Below are 18,130 nucleotides of genomic sequence, written 5' to 3'. Positions count from 1 at the left end.
ACACCTCTTTTTCACCGCTTTCGACCGAGAAGATCGAACCGCATATAGAGTCAAACAACACCACTCTATCTGCTCCTTCCAGACTTCGATGAACTGAAGCCCTGCACCTTCGAAACCTACTTAACTCATTGAATCTCAAGGAGTTTTCCGTTTCGACTGCGCCGGAAGTGGGGCGAATTATAGACGTCCAGAATCTGCCGTCAACCCTTAATTTCGCTTTTCTATCAATAAGTTGCGTAGCACCGGCAAACCTGTCGCTTTTGCCCTTTAACACGCTCCTCTATATAGAAGAGAAGATTCACAACACCCCAGCCTCTCTGAGCGCCATCACCGCAGCTTCGTCCAACCCCAACACTCGCTGCAGCACCTCTAACGTATGCTCTCCTAATAAAGGAGGTGCATTGCGATACTCCACTGGCGTCTCGGACAGTCGAATCGGACTGGCCACCTGCGGCACTTTACCGGCCAGCAGGTGAGGCAATTCCATCGCCAACCCACGAGCCTGTACCTGAGGATCGGCAAACACCTGGGCCAGGTCGTTGATAGGCCCACACGGCACACCCGCCTGCTCCAACTGAGTCACCCATTCAGCGGTGGTCTTGAACACCGTCGCCTGGCGAATCAATGGAATCAACACCGCCCGGTTCGCCACCCGCACCTTGTTAGTGGCAAAACGCGGATCATCAGCCCACTGCGGTTGACCGGCAACCTCGGCGAACTTTCGGAACTGACCGTCATTACCTACCGTCAGGATGAAATCGCCATCAGCCGTAGGAAAATCCTGATAAGGCACGATATTCGGATGAGCATTACCCAGTCGCTTCGGCGCATTGCCCGTGGTCAGGTAGTTCATCGCCTGGTTGGCCAGGCAAGCCACTTGAACATCCAGCAGGGCCATATCGATGTGCTGCCCGCCGCCGGCATGATCACGATGGGCCAACGCAGCCAGAATGGCAGCGGTCGAATACAGCCCCGTGAGGATGTCCGTCAGCGCGACCCCCACCTTCACCGGCCCCGCGCCCTCATCGCCCTCAGGACGACCGGTCAGACTCATCAAGCCCCCCAGTCCCTGAATCATGAAGTCATACCCGGCGCGCTTGGCATAAGGGCCGGTCTGGCCAAACCCGGTTATCGAGCAATAGATCAATTGCGGATTGATCGCCTTTAGCGAGTCATAGTCCAAGCCATACGCCGCCAGGCCGCCCACCTTGAAGTTCTCGATCAGGATGTCGGACTTGGCTGCCAGCTCTCGCACCAACCGCTGCCCCTCTGGCCGCGTGAAGTCGATGGTCACCGACTGCTTGTTGCGATTGGCTGAAAGATAATAAGCGGCTTCGGTCGTGTTCTCGCCTCGGGCATCCTTCAGGAAGGGCGGCCCCCAGGCGCGCGTATCGTCACCATTGCCGGGACGCTCGACCTTGATGACATCAGCCCCCAGGTCCGCCAGGATCTGTCCGGCCCACGGCCCGGCCAATACTCTCGATAAATCCAATACCCGCAGATGCGAAAGCGCGCCCATGACCGTTCTCCTATTAGTAGAACGCCTGGATACCGGTTTGCGCACGCCCCAAAATCAGCGCATGCACATCGTGCGTGCCTTCATAGGTGTTCACGACCTCCAGATTCACCAGATGACGCGCGATGCCGAACTCATCGGAAATACCGTTGCCGCCCAACATGTCCCGCGCCATGCGGGCAATGTCCAGGGACTTGCCGCAGGAGTTGCGCTTCATGATCGAGGTAATCTCGACCGCCGCCGTGCCCTCGTCTTTCATACGCCCCAGACGCAGGCATCCCTGCAGGGCCAGCGTGATTTCAGTCTGCATATCGGCCAGTTTCTTCTGGATCAACTGATTCGCAGCGAGCGGGCGACCAAACTGCTGGCGGTCCAGCGTGTACTGGCGAGCGGTGTGCCAGCAGAATTCAGCTGCCCCCAAGGCTCCCCAGGAGATGCCGTAGCGCGCCGAGTTCAGACAAGTAAACGGGCCCTTCAGGCCACGGACATCCGGGAAGATGTTCTCTTCCGGAACGAATACGTTGTCCATGACGATTTCGCCAGTGATCGAGGCGCGCAGCCCGACCTTGCCATGAATGGCCGGCGCACTCAGCCCCTTCCAGCCTTTTTCGAGAACGAAGCCGCGGATATCACCGGCATCGTCCTTGCCCCAGACGACAAATACGTCAGCGATCGGGCTGTTGGTGATCCACATCTTGCTGCCCGTCAGGCTGTAGCCGCCTTCCACTTTGCGCGCACGAGTAATCATCGCACCCGGGTCGGAACCATGGTTCGGCTCAGTCAGACCAAAGCAGCCGATCCATTCACCAGACGCCAGCTTCGGCAAATACTTCTGTTTCTGCGCCTCAGTCCCGAATTCGTTGATCGGCACCATGACCAGCGAGGATTGCACGCTCATCATCGAGCGATAACCGGAATCGACCCGTTCTACCTCACGCGCGATCAGGCCATAGCTGACGTAGTTCAACCCACTGCCGCCGTACTGTTCAGGAATGGTTGCCCCCAGCAGGCCGACTTCACCCATCTCACGGAAAATCGCCGGGTCGGTTTTCTCATGACGGAACGCTTCCAGCACTCGTGGTGCGAGCTTCTGCTGGGCAAACTGCTCGGCAGTGTCGCGGATCATGCGTTCTTCTTCGGTGAGCTGCTGATCCAGCAACAACGGATCGATCCAGTTGAAGCTCGCTTTACCGGCCATGAAAGAGTCCTCGCCAATTAAATGAAAATCGTGGATTGATCCTAGGCGCGGTTTCCTACAAGGGCAAACGAGGATTACGCACTAACCTGTGCTAATTTCTCACTCCGTAAACGCTACGAACCCCGTTTACATAGGCATTGAGTGAGGCTTACGTACATGCGCCGTAAAATCCCCAGCACCGCCGCCCTGGTCAGTTTCGAGGCTGCCGCGCGCCATGAAAGCTTCACCAAGGCAGCGCAGGAGCTTTCTCTCACGCAAGGCGCGATCTGCCGACAGATCGCCAGCCTGGAGGACTTCCTCAGCGTGGAGCTTTTCCGACGCTCGCGCCGCGGCGTCAAACTGACCGAAGCAGGTCTTTCCTACAGCCGACGCGTTGCCACCCAACTGGATGCCGTCGAGCGCGACACACTTTCAGTGATGGGGCACACCGGTGCGAACGTGATCGAACTGGCCGTGGTTCCGACCTTCGGCACCCAATGGTTGCTGCCACGCCTCAAGGACTTCCAGCAGCAGCACCCGGAAGTCACCGTCAACCTGACCAACCGCACGCGCCCCTTTCTCTTTGCCGATACGGAGTTTGACGCCGCCATCTATTTTGGCGATGCGGACTGGTCCGGTACCGAATCCCACAAGCTGATGGGCGAAAATCCGATGCCTGTATGCAGCCCCGCCTTGCTAGACGGTCGCAAGGGCCTGACACCAGAGGAAATCGCCGAACTGCCCTTGCTCCAGCAGACCACTCGTCCATATGCGTGGCGCCAGTGGTTCAACGCCCAGAACCTGAACATTGCGCGAGACCTGACAGGGCCGCGTTATGAACTATTCTCCATGCTCGCCCAAGCGGCTATGCACGACATGGGTATCGCGCTGATTCCGCCCTTTTTGATTCAACGCGAACTGGCAGAGAAACGACTGGTCGTGGCCAACCGTAACGCGCTGTCGAGCATCAAGGCCTACTACCTGATGATTCCGGAGCGAAAAGTCGAATCCGCCTCCCTTCGAGCTTTTCGTGACTGGCTCGTGAAACAAGCCTACAACTATCTTCTTGATTAATAAGGAAAAAACAAAAACCGACTTAGGTAGTAAACTAACAGAAGTCGCTACAGATATAAGTTTATGTCGCATTCAGTCAATCTGTTATCAAGCCCGTGCAGTAGTCTCCAAAGCGTCTAAATACATGGCTTCGAGCCATATCACGCAACGCATCAGCGCTTATTCATCTGGCCGATGGGAAAAATTGTCAATTTGAACCTGAATCCTTGGAAAGCACGGCCCACAAGGGCTGCCGATCGATAATCGCGACATTCGGTCACAGGGTGACTTGTAGTTAATTTTCCGTCACCCGTCATAATCTCTTGAAGGGCTGAATTTTCGCCTGCAAAATGCCGCGCCCCGCCTGACTTGGTGGGACCGTGCTGATCGGCCGCCCCAGCCGCACCATCCGAAGTGCCTGGGTTTACTCAATAAGATCACGCAGGAGATTTGACGTGCACATTGGTGTTCCCCTCGAAACCCAAACGGGTGAAACACGGGTTGCTGCTACCCCGGAAACCATCAAGAAGTTGATCGGCCAAGGCCATAAAGTCACTGTTCAAAGCGGCGCCGGTATCAAGGCCAGCGTTATCGACAGTGCCTATGAGGCAGCGGGCGCAACCATTGGCAGCGCCAGTGACGCATTCGGGGCCGAGCTGATCCTCAAGGTGGTGGCTCCCAGCGACAGCGAACTGACGCTGATCAAGAGCGGCACCGTTCTGGTGGGCATGCTCAATCCGTTCAACAACGAAACCATCGCCAAGCTGGCCGAGCGCGGCATTACCGCTTTCGCCCTTGAGGCCGCGCCACGCACTTCCCGAGCCCAGAGCCTGGATGTGCTGTCGTCTCAAGCGAACATCGCCGGTTACAAAGCCGTATTGCTGGCCGCTCATTACTATCCGCGCTTCATGCCGATGCTGATGACTGCCGCAGGTACCGTGAAAGCGGCGCGCGTGCTGATTCTCGGGGCGGGCGTGGCCGGGTTGCAGGCGATTGCCACGGCCAAGCGCCTGGGCGCGGTGATCGAGGCTTCGGATGTGCGTCCGGCGGTCAAGGAGCAAATCGAGTCCCTCGGCGCGAAGTTCGTCGATGTGCCTTACGAGACCGACGAGGAGCGTGAGTGCGCCGTCGGCGTCGGCGGTTACGCCCGGCCGATGCCGGCCAGCTGGATGCAACGCCAGGCCCAAGCCGTGCACGAGCGCGCCAAACAGGCTGACATCGTCATCACCACCGCACTGATTCCTGGCCGCAAGGCACCGACGTTGCTGAGCGCCGAAACCGTCGCGCAGATGAAACCCGGCTCGGTGGTCATCGACCTCGCGGCAGCCCAGGGTGGTAACTGCCCGCTGACCGTGGCCGATCAGGTCGTGATCGAGAATGGCGTGACCATTTGCGGCCCGACCAACCTGGCCGGCGAAGTCGCGGCCGACGCGTCGGCGCTGTATGCCCGTAACCTGCTGGACTTCCTGAAGCTGGTCTTTACCAAGGAAGGTCAGTTCGACGTGAACCTGGAAGACGACATCGTCGCCGCGTGCCTGATGTGCCGCGACGGCCAAGTCATCCGCAAAAACGCCTAAGCAGGGATTCAGACAATGGAAGAGCTTATCTCCCCCGGTATCTACAACCTGATCATCTTCGTGCTGGCGATTTATGTCGGTTACCACGTGGTCTGGAACGTAACGCCCGCGCTGCACACACCGTTGATGGCGGTAACCAACGCCATTTCGGCGATCGTGATCGTCGGCGCCATGCTCGCTGCCGCGCTGACCGTGACGCCGCTGGGCAAGACCATGGGCACCCTCGCCGTGGCCCTGGCTGCGGTGAACGTCTTCGGTGGCTTCCTCGTGACGCGCCGCATGCTTGAGATGTTCAAGAAAAAAGCCCCGAAAGCCGTAAAAGAAGAGGCGCCCAAGTAATGAGCATGAACCTGGTAACGACGCTCTACCTGATTGCGTCGATCTGCTTCATCCAGGCCCTCAAAGGCCTGTCGCACCCCACCACCTCCCGCCGAGGCAACCTGTTCGGCATGCTCGGCATGGCGCTGGCGGTGCTGACCACTGTGGGCCTCATCTACAAACTGGGGGCCGAACTGGCAACCGCCGGCATTGGCTACGTGATCGTCGGCCTGCTGGTCGGCGGTACCGCCGGCTCGATCATGGCCAAGCGCGTTGAAATGACCAAGATGCCTGAGCTGGTGGCGTTCATGCACAGCATGATCGGCCTCGCAGCGGTGTTCATTGCCATCGCCGCCGTCGTCGAGCCGCAGTCCCTGGGTATCGTCAAGCAGTTGGGTGATTCGATCCCGGCCGGTAACCGCCTGGAGCTGTTCCTCGGCGCAGCCATTGGTGCAATCACCTTCTCCGGTTCGGTGATCGCGTTCGGCAAGCTTTCGGGCAAGTACAAGTTCCGTCTGTTCCAGGGCGCACCAGTACAGTTTGGTGGCCAGCACAAGCTCAACCTGATCCTGGGCCTTGCCACGCTGGGCCTGGGCCTGATGTTCATGTTCACCGGCAACCTCGGCGCGTTCGCCTTGATGCTGGCCCTGGCCTTTGTCCTGGGCGTGCTGATCATCATCCCGATCGGCGGCGCCGACATGCCGGTAGTGGTGTCGATGCTCAACAGCTATTCCGGTTGGGCCGCAGCGGGTATCGGCTTCTCGCTGAACAACTCGATGCTGATCATTGCCGGTTCGCTGGTGGGCTCGAGCGGTGCGATCCTCTCGTACATCATGTGCAAGGCGATGAACCGTTCGTTCTTCAACGTGCTGCTCGGCGGTTTCGGCAATACCGCAGATGCTGCTGGCCCGGCAGGCTCCAAAGAAGCCCGTCCGGTGAAATCCGGCTCGGCTGACGACGCAACCTTCCTGCTGACCAACGCCGATACCGTGATCATCGTGCCGGGCTATGGCCTGGCGGTGGCCCGGGCGCAGCACGCGCTGAAAGAGCTGACCGAGAAGCTGACCCATCGCGGCGTGACCGTCAAATACGCGATCCACCCGGTGGCCGGTCGCATGCCCGGACACATGAACGTGCTGCTGGCCGAGGCCGAAGTGCCTTACGACCAGGTGTTCGAAATGGAAGACATCAACTCCGAGTTCGGCCAGGCCGACGTGGTGCTGGTGCTGGGCGCCAACGACGTGGTCAACCCGGCGGCGAAGAACGATCCGAAGTCGCCGATTGCCGGCATGCCGATCCTCGAAGCGTTCAAGGCCAAGACCATCATCGTCAACAAACGCTCGATGGCCAGCGGCTATGCGGGCCTGGACAACGAGCTGTTCTATCTCGACAAGACCATGATGGTGTTCGGTGACGCCAAGAAGGTCATCGAAGACATGGTCAAAGCGGTGGAATAACCTCGCTGCTTCACCCAAAACGCCCCGACCTGTCGGGGCGTTTTGATTTGTATCAAGGCAAAATGTTACCGATCCGGTAATGATGTTTTGCCTGAGACCCTCGTAATAGACGCCTAAAATGCGACCTTTGTAGCGGGTCGGGCACAGCGCTAATTCACTAGACTGCGCATCTTGCTTTCCAGCCCGAGATAACCACCTATGTACCGTGATCGCATCCGCTTGCCTTCGTTATTGAATAAAGTGATGAGCGCTGCCGAAGCAGCCTTGTTGATTCAGGACGGCATGACCGTCGGCATGAGCGGCTTTACCCGCGCCGGAGAAGCGAAAGCAGTGCCCCACGCCTTGGCTGAACGCGCCAAGGTCACCCCGCTGAAAATCAGCCTGATGACCGGTGCAAGTCTGGGCAATGACCTCGACAAGGAGCTCACCGAAGCCGGCGTACTGGCGCGACGCATGCCGTTCCAGGTCGACAGCACGCTGCGCAAGGCGATCAACGCAGGCAAGGTGATGTTCATCGATCAACATCTCTCGGAAACTGTCGAGCAACTGCGCAACGGCCAGCTCAAACTGCCCGATATTGCCGTGATCGAAGCCGTGGCCATTACCGAGCAAGGACATATCGTACCCACCACTTCGGTGGGTAACTCCGCCAGCTTCGCCATTTTCGCCCGACAAGTGATCATCGAGATCAACCTGGCTCACAACCCGAATCTGGAAGGGCTGCACGACATCTATATCCCGACCTATCGCCCCACCCGTACACCCATTCCCCTGGTGAAAGTCGACGACCGTATTGGCAGCCCCGCCATTGCGATCCCGCCGGAAAAAATCGCCGCCATTGTCATTACCAACCAAGGCGACTCGCCTTCGACCGTCGCGCCACCGGACAGCGACACCCAGGCCATTGCCGATCACCTGATCGATTTCTTCAAGCAGGAGGTTTCGGCCGGACGCATGACCAACAAGCTCGGGCCGTTGCAGGCTGGTATCGGCAACATCGCCAATGCCGTGATGTGCGGGCTGATCGATTCCCCGTTCGAAGACCTGACCATGTATTCCGAGGTTTTGCAGGACTCGACATTTGACCTCATCGACGCCGGCAAGCTGAGTTTCGCCTCCGGCAGCTCGATCACGCTGTCGGATCGACGTAATGCCGATGTGTTTGGAAACCTGGAAAGATACAAGGACAAGCTGGTCCTGCGCCCACAAGAGATCTCCAACCATCCCGAGGTCGTGCGTCGCCTGGGCATCATTGCTATCAACACCGCGCTGGAGTTCGACTTGTACGGCAACGTCAATTCCACCCATGTCTGTGGCACACGGATGATGAATGGCATCGGCGGCTCGGGGGATTTCGCCCGCAATGCCCACCTGGCGATTTTCGTCACCAAGTCGATTGCCAAGGGGGGGGCCATTTCCAGCGTCGTGCCGATGGTCAGCCATGTGGACCATACCGAACATGACGTCGACATCCTGGTCACCGAGATCGGCCTGGCCGACCTGCGGGGCCTGGCGCCAAGGGAACGCGCGCGAGTGATCATCGACAATTGCGTGCACCCCACCTACCACCAAGCCTTGAATGAGTATTTCGACGCCGCGTGCGCCCTGGGCGGACATACCCCACATATCCTGCGCGATGCACTGAGTTGGCACCTGAACCTCGAAGAAACCGGACGCATGTTGGCCATCTGATACAGCTGGATCACCGTTATCGCAAATACAGTTTTGGTTGAAGACCGTCATTCAAGCCTGATCCGTCAAAAACTGTACTGCTGTACCGGTGTTTTCTTACAGTCTTTTCCCACAAAACAACCCACGACACGCAAAAATGCACCAATAGCGTGCAGACAAGTACAGTTGCCTCAATATCGACCAGTACACCGCTCTTTAACAGTTAACTGGTCTCTCACAATACAGGTGAACTGTATCTAGAGAGACTGGCCAAACGAGAGGATCATGGGAACCAGTCAAACCACTACCTAATCCCGCCACAAGCGGAAGGATGTCAACCATGGAACGTACACTCAGTTCCGAGCTGTTTTTCGAAGACAAAGCTGAAAAAAACCAGGCTTCCCTGCCTCTTCGCGTTATCGCCAACCTGATGTTGTGGCAGCGCCGCATCGCCAGCCGTCACCAACTGGCTCGTCTGGATTCGCGCCTGCTGGCTGATGCCGGTATCAGCGAAGCACAACGCTACGAAGAGCTGAGCAAGCCGTTCTGGCGCTAACTCAGCGTCGCTGGCCCTGACCCACCGGGTCCACCGCCAGCACCGAATTGAACACACAAGACCCGTCGCGGGTAACCGCGACGGGTCTTGTCGTTTCGGGGCCTGATTTTGACGAGAGGCTTGGAGACATAACAGTTTAAAAATATATAAAACATACCAGTACAGTACGCCAACCCCATGCAGTCAATGAGCACCGCAAGGGCTGTCGGCCAACGCGTTCCTGTCCTAATATCGAGGCGAACGTGGCGAAGCGAGTCGAGCATGCGTCTCCTCTTCCAGCTACACGCACCGGCATCACACCATCATTCAAGGAGTTTCATCATGATCCGTCTTCGCCTGCTCAGCGCAGTTACCCTGCTGGCCGTAGCCGCCCACTCCAACGCCAGCAGCTTCATCGTCACCACCGACTCCATCGTCGGAGCACTCAAGGCCACCTCCGACGTGACCTCCGATGCAACCTCATCCCTGCGTGACAACAAGATCGTTCAAGCCGCCCGTGATGACGCCGCCAGCTTCGTCGCCAGCGAAGGCGCCATCCGTGGTGTGAAACTGGAAAGCGCCCTGGATTACATCCGCCAGCAGGCACCGCAGCTCAACGCCAGCGATGCGCAATTGGCCCAGGCCATCCTGGTGATCTGATGCAACATGAAACATCGGGCACCAAATGGTGTTCCGATGTTTCAGCGCTGGCTCTGGCCCGCAGGTTTGCGCTAGCCTTCAAACTCGCCATCAACCGTCGAGTCCTATGCGTTTCTACTCAGATCTGTTCATCGCGTCTTTCTTCATCGTTTTTTGCTGGTCTGCTCCGGCCCATGCCTTCGATGTGTCCACCCAGCAAGTGGTGGTCAGCGGCTATGCCACGAGCATGGTGACCTCCGCGCCCTTCGACCATAAACTGATCGTCGCCGCTCACGATGACGCTGCGGCGTTCGTCGCCAGCGACGGGCAACTGCGAGGAGCACAGCTGGAATCGGCCCTGGATTACCTGCGCCGGGCCCAGCCAAAACTTCACGTCAGCGACCTTGAACTGGCACAGGCAATTCTCGTCCAATAGTTATCCTTATTTTTCCGGAGTCGTTCCATGCGTAGCCCGCTGATTGCTGCCGCCTTAGGCCTGCTGGTGTTGGCCGATGTGGCCCAGGCACATACCCTGGTAGCCACCAGTAACATCATCGTTCGCGCTTCCCAGCGCACGATCGATTTCACTTCCGACACCACCACGTCCATCCGTGATTCGAAAATCGTCCGCGAAGCCCATGACGATGCGGCCAGTTTTGTCGCCAGCAATGGTGAAATTCGTGGCGCTCATCTCGAGGCCGCCTTCGACACCTTGCGCACCCGCGTGCCGGAAGCCCGCGACGCCAGTGACCAGGTTCTCGCCGAAGCCATCCTCGCATTGTGAGGCGGTTCGCCGCCTGGCTGGCGGCCGGGGTCTTGCTGCTCACGGGCAGCATGGCCCAGGCCGGCTTGCAATTGCACCTCAACGTCGAAGGCCTGAGCCCGGCGCAACAGCAGGCCAGCCAGGCGCTGCTCGATGAAGCCATGCAGGCCCTGCCGCCGCGCTTCATCGAGCGGCTGGACCGGCGCATCGATGTCGGCTGGACCGACCAGATGCCCGCCAATGCCTACGGCCAGGCCTCGCTGGTGTCGCAACTGGACCTCAATAGCAACCTGCTCGACAGCCTTGTCGACGGCAGCGCCGCGACACAAAAGACCCATCGTCCCCACGGCACCGTGCGCCGGGAAATGCTCGCCACGGTCCTGCACGAACTGACCCACATCTATGATCGCTCGCGTCTATGGCCAGAGACCGAACGTGCACTGATCCAGCGTTGCACTCGACGCAACAGCAGCGCCGGGTTGATCGGTCTTCCCGATGAATGCCGGGGCCAGAACGACCGCCGTTTCACCCTCAGCGATGATCCTCGCTTGTTGGACCTCGCCGGCTGGCCACAATACGTCGGCCGTCGCGGTGAACGGGAACAGCACAACCGCCAGGTCGCCCGCAGCCCGGATCTCTATGAAACGAGCAGCCCCAAGGAGTTCGTCGCGGTCAACATGGAGTACTTTCTCCTGGACTCCAGCTATGCCTGCCGACGCCCCGCCCTGTATCGCTATTACCAGGAACACTTCGGTTGGGCCCCCGCCGCCAAGGACACCTGCGCCCAATCGTTCGCCTTCCTCAACGCCGGAAACGACTTCGCCAAGACACCGCTGGGCAAGGTCGATCCAGAACGGGTCTATGCCATCGATTACCTGCTGGCCGAGGCCAATCAGAACTGGGTGAGCCGCTGGGGCCACAGCATGCTCCGGCTCGTGATCTGCGCACCGGGCCGGCCGCGTGGCCCGGACTGCCGACTGGATCTGGACCAACACCTGGTGCTGTCATACCGCGCCTTCGTGGGCGATGTGCAATTGTCGAGCTGGGACGGGCTGGTCGGCAAATACCCGTCGCGCCTGTTCGTATTGCCGTTAGCCCAGGTGATCGATGAGTACACCAAGACCGAACTGCGCAGCCTGGCATCGGTGCCGCTGAACCTGTCGCGCACCGAGATCGAGGAAACGGTCGAGCACGCTGCCGAAATGCATTGGAGCTACGACGGCAACTATTACTTCCTGTCCAATAACTGCGCCGTGGAGAGCTTGAAACTGTTGCGCAGCGGCAGCAATAACGAGCAACTCAAGGGCCTGGACAGCATCATGCCCAACGGCCTGCTGGAGGTACTCAAGGGCCGGGGCCTGGCGGATACCAGCGTACTGGATGATCCCAAGGAAGCCTTGCGGCTGGGCTACCGCTTCGACTCATTCCGCGAGCGGTATCAGGCGATGTTCGATGTGCTGAAGAAGTATCTGCCGATCAAGCAACAAACGGTGGAAGACTGGCTGGCCCTCGACGCCGCCGAACGCCGCGTCTGGTTCGAGCAGGCCGACCTGCGCACCAGCGCGGCGTTGTTGCTGCTGGAACAAGCCAGTTATCGCCGGCAATTGTTGTTGGCGCAGGATGAAGTCAAACAGCGCTACCTCGGCGCCCGTGAATTGCAGAACGGCGGTATGGAAAGGGCCAATGCGACGCTGCAGCAGATCCTCGCCAACAGCGGTTTCCTGAGCCGTCCGGCCGAACTGTTGGGCAGCAGTGGCTACGGCTTGCCGCAACCCAGCGAATGGCAACGCTTGGAATCGGAAAGCAGCTTACGGCAGAAACAACTGCAAACGCTGACAGGCGATCTGGACAAGGAAGTCCGGGCATTGCTCGAACCGAGCCGCGCGGCTGAAATTGCGGCGAGCGAGGCCAATGTGAAAGAGATTGGCGAGCATTTGCGCAAGCTGCACAAGGCCGGGGGCGGGTTGGAGCTGCCTTGACCCTGCAAAGAGCAGCGCCAAGACTGCTCCAGGTGGAATAAAAAAAGGGTTCAGAACCGAGTTCTGAACCCTTTTTTTCGTGGCTGTCAGCTGAATCAAATCAGCTGAGACGCGCCTTGCGCACACCATCGGCCAGGGCGGCACACAAGCTCAACACCCCATCAATTGCCTGTTCCGATGTTTCGGCGCTGGCGATATGGTCGATCAGCGCCGAGCCCACCACCACCCCATCAGCCAATCGTGCGATGGCGGCAGCCTGCTCCGGCGTACGAATGCCGAAACCAATGCTGATGGGCAGATCGGTATGGCGACGCAGACGCGCCACGGCTTCTTCCACATGCTCCAGGGTCGCGGCACCGGCCCCGGTCACGCCCGCCACCGACACGTAGTACACAAACCCCGAACTGCCGTTAAGCACCGTCGGCAAACGCACATCGTCGGTGGTCGGCGTCGTCAGGCGGATGAAGTCCAAGCCAGCCGCCTGGGCCGGTTCGCACAGTTCGCTGTTGTGCTCGGGCGGCATGTCCACAACGATCAGGCCATCGACACCGCAATCCAGCGCTTCGCCAATGAAACGTTGCACGCCATAACGGTGGATCGGGTTGAAGTAGCCCATCAGCACCAGCGGCGTCTCGGTATTGTCCTGACGGAACTCGCGAACCATCTGCAGGGTTTTCGCCAGGTTCTGCTGGGCGCCCAAGGCACGAATATTCGCCAACTGGATCGCCGGGCCGTCGGCCATCGGGTCGGTGAACGGCATGCCCAACTCGATCACGTCGGCACCGGCCGCCGGCAGCCCCTTGAGAATCGCCAGCGAAGTGTCGTAGTTCGGGTCGCCGGCCGTGACGAAAGTGACCAGGGCGGCGCGGTTCTGTTCCTTGAGTTCGGCAAAACGGGTTTGCAGGCGGCTCATCAGTGTTTCTCCTGCTGGGACTGTTCCATGTGGTGCATCACGGTTTGCATGTCTTTGTCGCCACGGCCGGACAGGTTGACCACCATCAGGTGATCTTTCGGCAGGTTAGGTGCGCGTTTGAACACTTCCGCCAGGGCATGGGCGCTTTCCAGTGCAGGAATGATCCCTTCCAGGCGACAGCATTTGTGAAAGGCTTCCAGGGCTTCGGCGTCGGTCACCGAGGTGTACTGGACGCGACCGATGTCGTGCAACCAGGCATGTTCAGGGCCGATACCGGGGTAGTCGAGACCTGCGGAAATCGAATGGGCATCGATGATCTGGCCGTCGTCGTCCTGCAACAGGAAGGTGCGGTTGCCGTGCAGTACACCCGGAACGCCGCCGTTCAGGCTCGCCGCGTGCTTGCCGGTCTCGATGCCATAACCGGCGGCTTCGACGCCGATGATCTCGACACTCTTGTCGTCCAGGAACGGGTGGAACAGGCCCATGGCGTTGGAGCCGCCGCCGATGCACGCCACCAGGCTATCCGGCAGGCGACCTTCCTGGGCTTGCAGTTGATCGCGGGTTTCCTTGCCGATCACGGCCTGGAAGTCGCGCACCATGGCCGGATACGGATGCGGGCCAGCCACGGTGCCGATCAGGTAGAACGTGCTGTCGACGTTGGTGACCCAGTCGCGCAGGGCCTCGTTCATTGCGTCCTTCAGCGTGCCGGTACCGGCGACCACCGGGATCACTTCGGCCCCCAGCAGCTTCATGCGGAACACGTTGGCCTGCTGGCGCTCGATGTCGGTGGTGCCCATGTAGATCACGCAATCCAGACCGAAACGCGCGGCCACGGTGGCGGTGGCCACGCCGTGCATGCCGGCGCCGGTCTCGGCGATGATGCGTTTTTTGCCCATGCGCCGCGCCAGCAGGATCTGGCCGATGCAGTTGTTGATCTTGTGTGCGCCGGTGTGGTTCAGCTCTTCACGCTTGAGGTAGATCTTGGCGCCGCCGCAGTATTCGGTCAGGCGCTCGGCGAAGTAGAGCGGGCTTGGGCGACCGACATAGTCGCGCTGAAAGTAGGCCAATTCCTCAATGAAGGCCGGATCTTCCTTCGCCACCTCGTATTCACGGGCCAGATCAAGGATCAACGGCATCAGGGTCTCGGCCACATAGCGGCCGCCGAATGCACCGAACAGGCCGTTGGCGTCGGGGCCGCTGCGCAGGTTGAAAGGGGTCGTAGGCTGGGTCATCGGGCGCTCCAGGCAAATGCGTTGAAAGACTATGAGGTTCACTCTACCCCTGACATCCCCCAGTGAAAACCGATAAGATCGCCACAACCTGTCAGGAAAACTCACAGATAAAATGAGCCACGATCTTCCTCCGCTCAACGCCTTGCGCGCCTTCGAAGCTACCGCCCGCCTGAACAGCGTAAGCCAGGCGGCCGAACAGCTACATGTCACCCATGGGGCCGTGAGTCGACAGCTGAAGGTGTTGGAAGAGCATTTGGGCGTCAGCTTGTTCATCAAGGACGGGCGCGGCCTTAAACTCACAGATGCAGGCATGCGCCTGCGGGACGTCAGCGCCGATGCGTTCGAGCGGTTGCGCGGTGTTTGCGCGGAGCTGATGCAAAGTACGGCAGATGCCCCGTTTGTCCTGGGCTGCTCGGGAAGCCTGCTGGCGCGCTGGTTCATTCCCCGCCTGGGCAGGCTCAACGCCGACCTGCCGGATTTGCGCCTGCACCTGTCCGCCGGCGAAGGCGACCTGGACCCCAGGCGACCGGGGCTGGATGCCTTGCTGGTCTTCGCCGAGCCGCCGTGGCCGGCCGATATGCAGGTGTACGAACTGGTGAGCGAGCGGATCGGCCCCGTGATGAGCCCCCACTACGCCGGATTCGCGCGCTTGCAAGCCGCACCGGCCAGCGCGCTGCTGGACGAGCCGTTGCTGCACACCACATCCCGCCCCCAGGCCTGGCCGACCTGGGCACGACAAAACGCCCTGGAACCCCAGGCACTGAAGTTCGGGCAAGGATTCGAGCATTTGTATTATTTGCTGGAGGCCGCCGTCGCGGGGTTAGGCGTGGCGATCGCGCCCGAGCCGCTGGTGGCCGAGGACGTACGCGCCGGTCGCCTGGTCGCGCCATGGGGCTTCGATGAAACCGCGGCGCGACTGGCGTTGTGGCTGCCCAAGCGCGCCGCAGACGGGCGCGCTCGGCAATTGGCCCAGTGGCTCAGGCACGAGCTGAGCCAACCGACTCAGTCACCGCGCTTGCACAGCAGGTAAGCAGCCAGCAGACCCAGCGCACCGACTGCGACACCGGCCGTGGTCCATGGGTGTTCCTGCGCGTAGTCGCGTGTGGCGATCCCGGTTTCACGGGTTTTCACCTTCACCTCTTCATAGGCATCGCTGAGCAGATGACGAGAATGTTTCAGCGCGCTCTCGGCATTGGCCTTGAGCGACTTGAGGGTCTTACGCGACTCGTCCGAGGCGTCGTCCTTCAGGCTTTCCAACGACTTGAGCAGACTCTCGATCTCCGCTTCCATGCTTTGCAACGAGGCTTTGCGTAACGAATTGCTGGCCATGGTGGCTCTCTCCTGCAGTGGTTGAGTGGCGTGTGTGAATTGGGACTCCAGTCGTTTCTGAAAGTGCAGTAAATCTGAACTTCAGCGCGCGAACGACGACACACGTAAGGCGAAAAATCGCTGCTAGGCTGTTAAACACAACCAAGGAGAATCCCCATGAGTGATCACCACACTTACAAAAAAGTCGAGCTGGTCGGCTCGTCCCCCACCAGCATTGAAGACGCCATCAACAACGCCTTGGCCGAAGCCAGCAAAAGCCTCAAGCATCTGGAATGGTTCGAAGTCACGGAAACCCGCGGCCACATCGAAAATGGCCGGGCCGCGCACTTTCAAGTGACCATCAAAGTCGGGTTCCGGATAGCCAATAGCTGAGGTTCTTTTGAACTTGCACGCTGGCGGAGTGCCATAGGGAGTGGCGATGCGCTATGGTCTGCGCATGACGTTTTTCCAATACCTGCCCTATTTGATCCGACCAAGGAGTGCGAGCGATGAAAAAGTTGATGGTGGCCCTGGGTTTGCTGAGCCTTGCCGGTGGTGCGTTTGCGGCCGGTAAGCCCTGCGAAGAGCTGAAAAGCGAGATCGCAGCGAAGCTGGACGCCAAGGGCGTGTCAGGTTATTCGCTGGAAATCGTCGATAAAGGCACAGCGACTGACGGAAAAGTCGTCGGCAAATGTGAGGGCGGTGCGAAAGAAATCATCTATAAAAAATGATTCTTTTCGAACATCAAAGCCGACGCATCGCGTCGGCTTTTTCATGGGCGTCATTCAGCCTTTCATGACCTGCGCCAACAACTCGTAGGAGTGCAAGCGATCGGCGTGTTCGTACAGGTCACTGGTGAAAATCAGCTCATCGGCCTGGGTTTGCTCGATCAATACTTGCAGCTTGGCGCGAATCTTCTGCGGACTGCCGACCATGGCCAGGCCCAGGAAATCGCCAACCGCCTCTTTCTCATGGGGCAGCCAGAGACCGTTCATGGTTTCCACCGGCGGACGCTGCACCAGGCTCTGGCCACGCATCAGCGCCAGGATCCGCTGGTACACCGACGTTGCCAGGTAATCGGCCTGCTCATCGGTATCCGCCGCGACCAGCGGCACGCCGAGCATCACATAAGGCTTGTCGAGCACCGCCGACGGTTTGAAGTGGTTACGGTAGATGCGAATCGCCTCGTGCATGAAGCGCGGCGCGAAATGGGAAGCGAATGCGTAGGGCAAACCGCGCTCACCGGCCAATTGCGCACTGAACAGGCTCGACCCCAGCAGCCATACCGGCACGTTGGTCCCGGTGCCGGGCATGGCGATGATGCGTTGATCCGGGGTACGCGGGCCGAGATAGCGCATCAGTTCGGCCACGTCCTCAGGGAAATCGTCCGCACTGCCGGAACGCTCGCGACGCAGCGCCCGCGCGGTCATCTGGTCGGAACCTGGCGCACGTCCCAGGCCCAAATCGATTCGACCCGGGTAGAGGCTTTCCAGCGTGCCGAACTGCTCGGCAATGATCAACGGCGCATGATTGGGCAGCATGACGCCCCCGGAGCCGACGCGAATGGTCGAAGTGCCCCCCGCCAGATAACCCAGCAGCACTGCCGTCGCCGAACTGGCGATACCGTCCATGTTGTGGTGTTCGGCCACCCAGAAGCGGGTATAGCCGTACTTTTCCACGTGCTGCGCCAAGTCCAGCGAGTTGCGCAAGGACTGGGCGGCATTGCCATCGGCGCGGACAGGCACCAGGTCGAGGGTTGAGAATTTCACGTCGGACAGCTGTTTCATGGGCCGGGATCTCCAACGGCGTTCCGGGCTTTTCCTACGGGTAAAAGCCTGCCGTTTCTAAAGGTGTGTGCAATGCAATGTGGGCATATACCCGAGTTTCAATAGCAGCGACGAATTTTCCTACTAAATTCGTCGGCTAATCGACAGGGTGAACTTTTACAGGCGGTCTATCCTCACAACCCAGACAGTTAAAAAACACCCAGGC

At 59.5% G+C, this 18,130-nt stretch carries 19 protein-coding genes; 13 read left to right on the top strand and 6 right to left on the bottom strand.

What is annotated here, in order from left to right:
- Window positions 1–298 precede the first annotated feature (298 nt).
- Both IB266_RS29725 and IB266_RS29720 read right to left on the bottom strand, forming a co-directional pair.
- A complete protein-coding gene (locus tag IB266_RS29725) occupies window positions 299–1,519 on the bottom strand; it encodes a CaiB/BaiF CoA transferase family protein (RefSeq protein WP_192264215.1) in 1,221 nt (406 codons plus the stop codon).
- Window positions 1,520–1,532: 13 nt separating this feature from the next.
- Window positions 1,533–2,714, bottom strand: coding sequence for an acyl-CoA dehydrogenase (locus tag IB266_RS29720; RefSeq protein ID WP_014335919.1), 1,182 nt, complete (start codon window positions 2,712–2,714; stop codon window positions 1,533–1,535).
- A gap of 156 nt (window positions 2,715–2,870) precedes the next feature.
- Here IB266_RS29720 and IB266_RS29715 point away from each other — a divergent pair, with 156 nt between their 5' ends.
- The 10 genes from IB266_RS29715 to IB266_RS29670 all read left to right on the top strand — a co-directional run bounded on the left by IB266_RS29715 (window position 2,871) and on the right by IB266_RS29670 (window position 12,685).
- Entirely contained in the window at window positions 2,871–3,767 is an 897-nt protein-coding gene (locus IB266_RS29715) for a LysR family transcriptional regulator (protein ID WP_192264212.1), read from the top strand.
- Window positions 3,768–4,201: 434 nt separating this feature from the next.
- Entirely contained in the window at window positions 4,202–5,323 is a 1,122-nt protein-coding gene (locus tag IB266_RS29710; protein WP_072411239.1) for a Re/Si-specific NAD(P)(+) transhydrogenase subunit alpha, read from the top strand.
- Between the two features lie 15 nt (window positions 5,324–5,338).
- A complete protein-coding gene (locus IB266_RS29705) occupies window positions 5,339–5,662 on the top strand; it encodes an NAD(P) transhydrogenase subunit alpha (protein WP_003187010.1) in 324 nt (107 codons plus the stop codon).
- Window positions 5,662–7,098 (top strand): NAD(P)(+) transhydrogenase (Re/Si-specific) subunit beta, encoded by a 1,437-nt coding sequence (locus IB266_RS29700; protein WP_025216189.1) that lies wholly within the window; start codon window positions 5,662–5,664, stop codon window positions 7,096–7,098. The genes IB266_RS29705 and IB266_RS29700 overlap by 1 nt, the downstream gene beginning before the upstream one ends.
- A 198-nt stretch (window positions 7,099–7,296) precedes the next feature.
- Window positions 7,297–8,790 (top strand): acetyl-CoA hydrolase/transferase family protein, encoded by a 1,494-nt coding sequence (locus tag IB266_RS29695; RefSeq protein WP_192264209.1) that lies wholly within the window; start codon window positions 7,297–7,299, stop codon window positions 8,788–8,790.
- Window positions 8,791–9,109: 319 nt separating this feature from the next.
- Window positions 9,110–9,325 carry a DUF1127 domain-containing protein gene (locus IB266_RS29690; RefSeq protein ID WP_003187014.1) on the top strand — a complete coding sequence of 72 codons (216 nt, stop codon included), beginning with the start codon at window positions 9,110–9,112 and terminating at the stop codon, window positions 9,323–9,325.
- Window positions 9,326–9,646: 321 nt separating this feature from the next.
- Complete coding sequence (locus IB266_RS29685) at window positions 9,647–9,964, top strand: DUF2388 domain-containing protein (RefSeq protein WP_192264206.1); 318 nt, start codon at window positions 9,647–9,649, stop codon at window positions 9,962–9,964.
- Window positions 9,965–10,070: 106 nt separating this feature from the next.
- A complete protein-coding gene (locus tag IB266_RS29680) occupies window positions 10,071–10,379 on the top strand; it encodes a DUF2388 domain-containing protein (RefSeq protein WP_060739791.1) in 309 nt (102 codons plus the stop codon).
- Between the two features lie 27 nt (window positions 10,380–10,406).
- Complete coding sequence (locus IB266_RS29675) at window positions 10,407–10,727, top strand: DUF2388 domain-containing protein (RefSeq protein WP_003187020.1); 321 nt, start codon at window positions 10,407–10,409, stop codon at window positions 10,725–10,727.
- A complete protein-coding gene (locus tag IB266_RS29670) occupies window positions 10,724–12,685 on the top strand; it encodes a DUF4105 domain-containing protein (protein WP_060739792.1) in 1,962 nt (653 codons plus the stop codon). Before IB266_RS29675 ends, IB266_RS29670 begins: the two co-directional genes overlap by 4 nt.
- Before the next feature lie 100 nt (window positions 12,686–12,785).
- On the opposite strand, the gene trpA is transcribed toward IB266_RS29670, so the two are convergent.
- Both trpA and trpB read right to left on the bottom strand, forming a co-directional pair.
- On the bottom strand, window positions 12,786–13,598 hold the full coding sequence (trpA, locus tag IB266_RS29665; RefSeq protein ID WP_192264203.1) for a tryptophan synthase subunit alpha: 813 nt from the start codon (window positions 13,596–13,598) through the stop codon (window positions 12,786–12,788).
- The gene (gene trpB, locus IB266_RS29660; RefSeq protein ID WP_053127073.1) at window positions 13,598–14,830 is read right to left on the bottom strand and encodes a tryptophan synthase subunit beta; all 1,233 of its coding nucleotides are present in this window, start codon (window positions 14,828–14,830) and stop codon (window positions 13,598–13,600) included. The genes trpA and trpB overlap by 1 nt, the downstream gene beginning before the upstream one ends.
- Window positions 14,831–14,942: 112 nt before the next feature.
- Here trpB and IB266_RS29655 point away from each other — a divergent pair, with 112 nt between their 5' ends.
- Window positions 14,943–15,860 (top strand): LysR family transcriptional regulator, encoded by a 918-nt coding sequence (locus tag IB266_RS29655; RefSeq protein ID WP_192264200.1) that lies wholly within the window; start codon window positions 14,943–14,945, stop codon window positions 15,858–15,860.
- Here the strand turns inward: IB266_RS29655 and IB266_RS29650 are convergent.
- Window positions 15,833–16,159 (bottom strand): DUF883 family protein, encoded by a 327-nt coding sequence (locus tag IB266_RS29650; RefSeq protein ID WP_025211165.1) that lies wholly within the window; start codon window positions 16,157–16,159, stop codon window positions 15,833–15,835. The genes IB266_RS29655 and IB266_RS29650 overlap by 28 nt on opposite strands.
- Before the next feature lie 156 nt (window positions 16,160–16,315).
- Between IB266_RS29650 and IB266_RS29645 the strand changes: the two genes are divergently transcribed.
- Both IB266_RS29645 and IB266_RS29640 read left to right on the top strand, forming a co-directional pair.
- On the top strand, window positions 16,316–16,531 hold the full coding sequence (locus IB266_RS29645; RefSeq protein ID WP_003177209.1) for a dodecin: 216 nt from the start codon (window positions 16,316–16,318) through the stop codon (window positions 16,529–16,531).
- A gap of 116 nt (window positions 16,532–16,647) precedes the next feature.
- Window positions 16,648–16,869 (top strand): DUF1161 domain-containing protein, encoded by a 222-nt coding sequence (locus tag IB266_RS29640; protein WP_060739795.1) that lies wholly within the window; start codon window positions 16,648–16,650, stop codon window positions 16,867–16,869.
- 54 nt (window positions 16,870–16,923) lie between these two features.
- On the opposite strand, the gene IB266_RS29635 is transcribed toward IB266_RS29640, so the two are convergent.
- On the bottom strand, window positions 16,924–17,925 hold the full coding sequence (locus IB266_RS29635; RefSeq protein WP_060739796.1) for an LLM class flavin-dependent oxidoreductase: 1,002 nt from the start codon (window positions 17,923–17,925) through the stop codon (window positions 16,924–16,926).
- Between the last annotated feature and the right edge of the window lie 205 nt (window positions 17,926–18,130).

It is taken from the genome of Pseudomonas sp. Pdm06 (assembly GCF_014851795.1).
In the GTDB taxonomy this organism is placed as follows: domain Bacteria; phylum Pseudomonadota; class Gammaproteobacteria; order Pseudomonadales; family Pseudomonadaceae; genus Aquipseudomonas; species Aquipseudomonas fluorescens_AA.
This window is presented reverse-complemented; position numbering and strand designations above follow the sequence as displayed.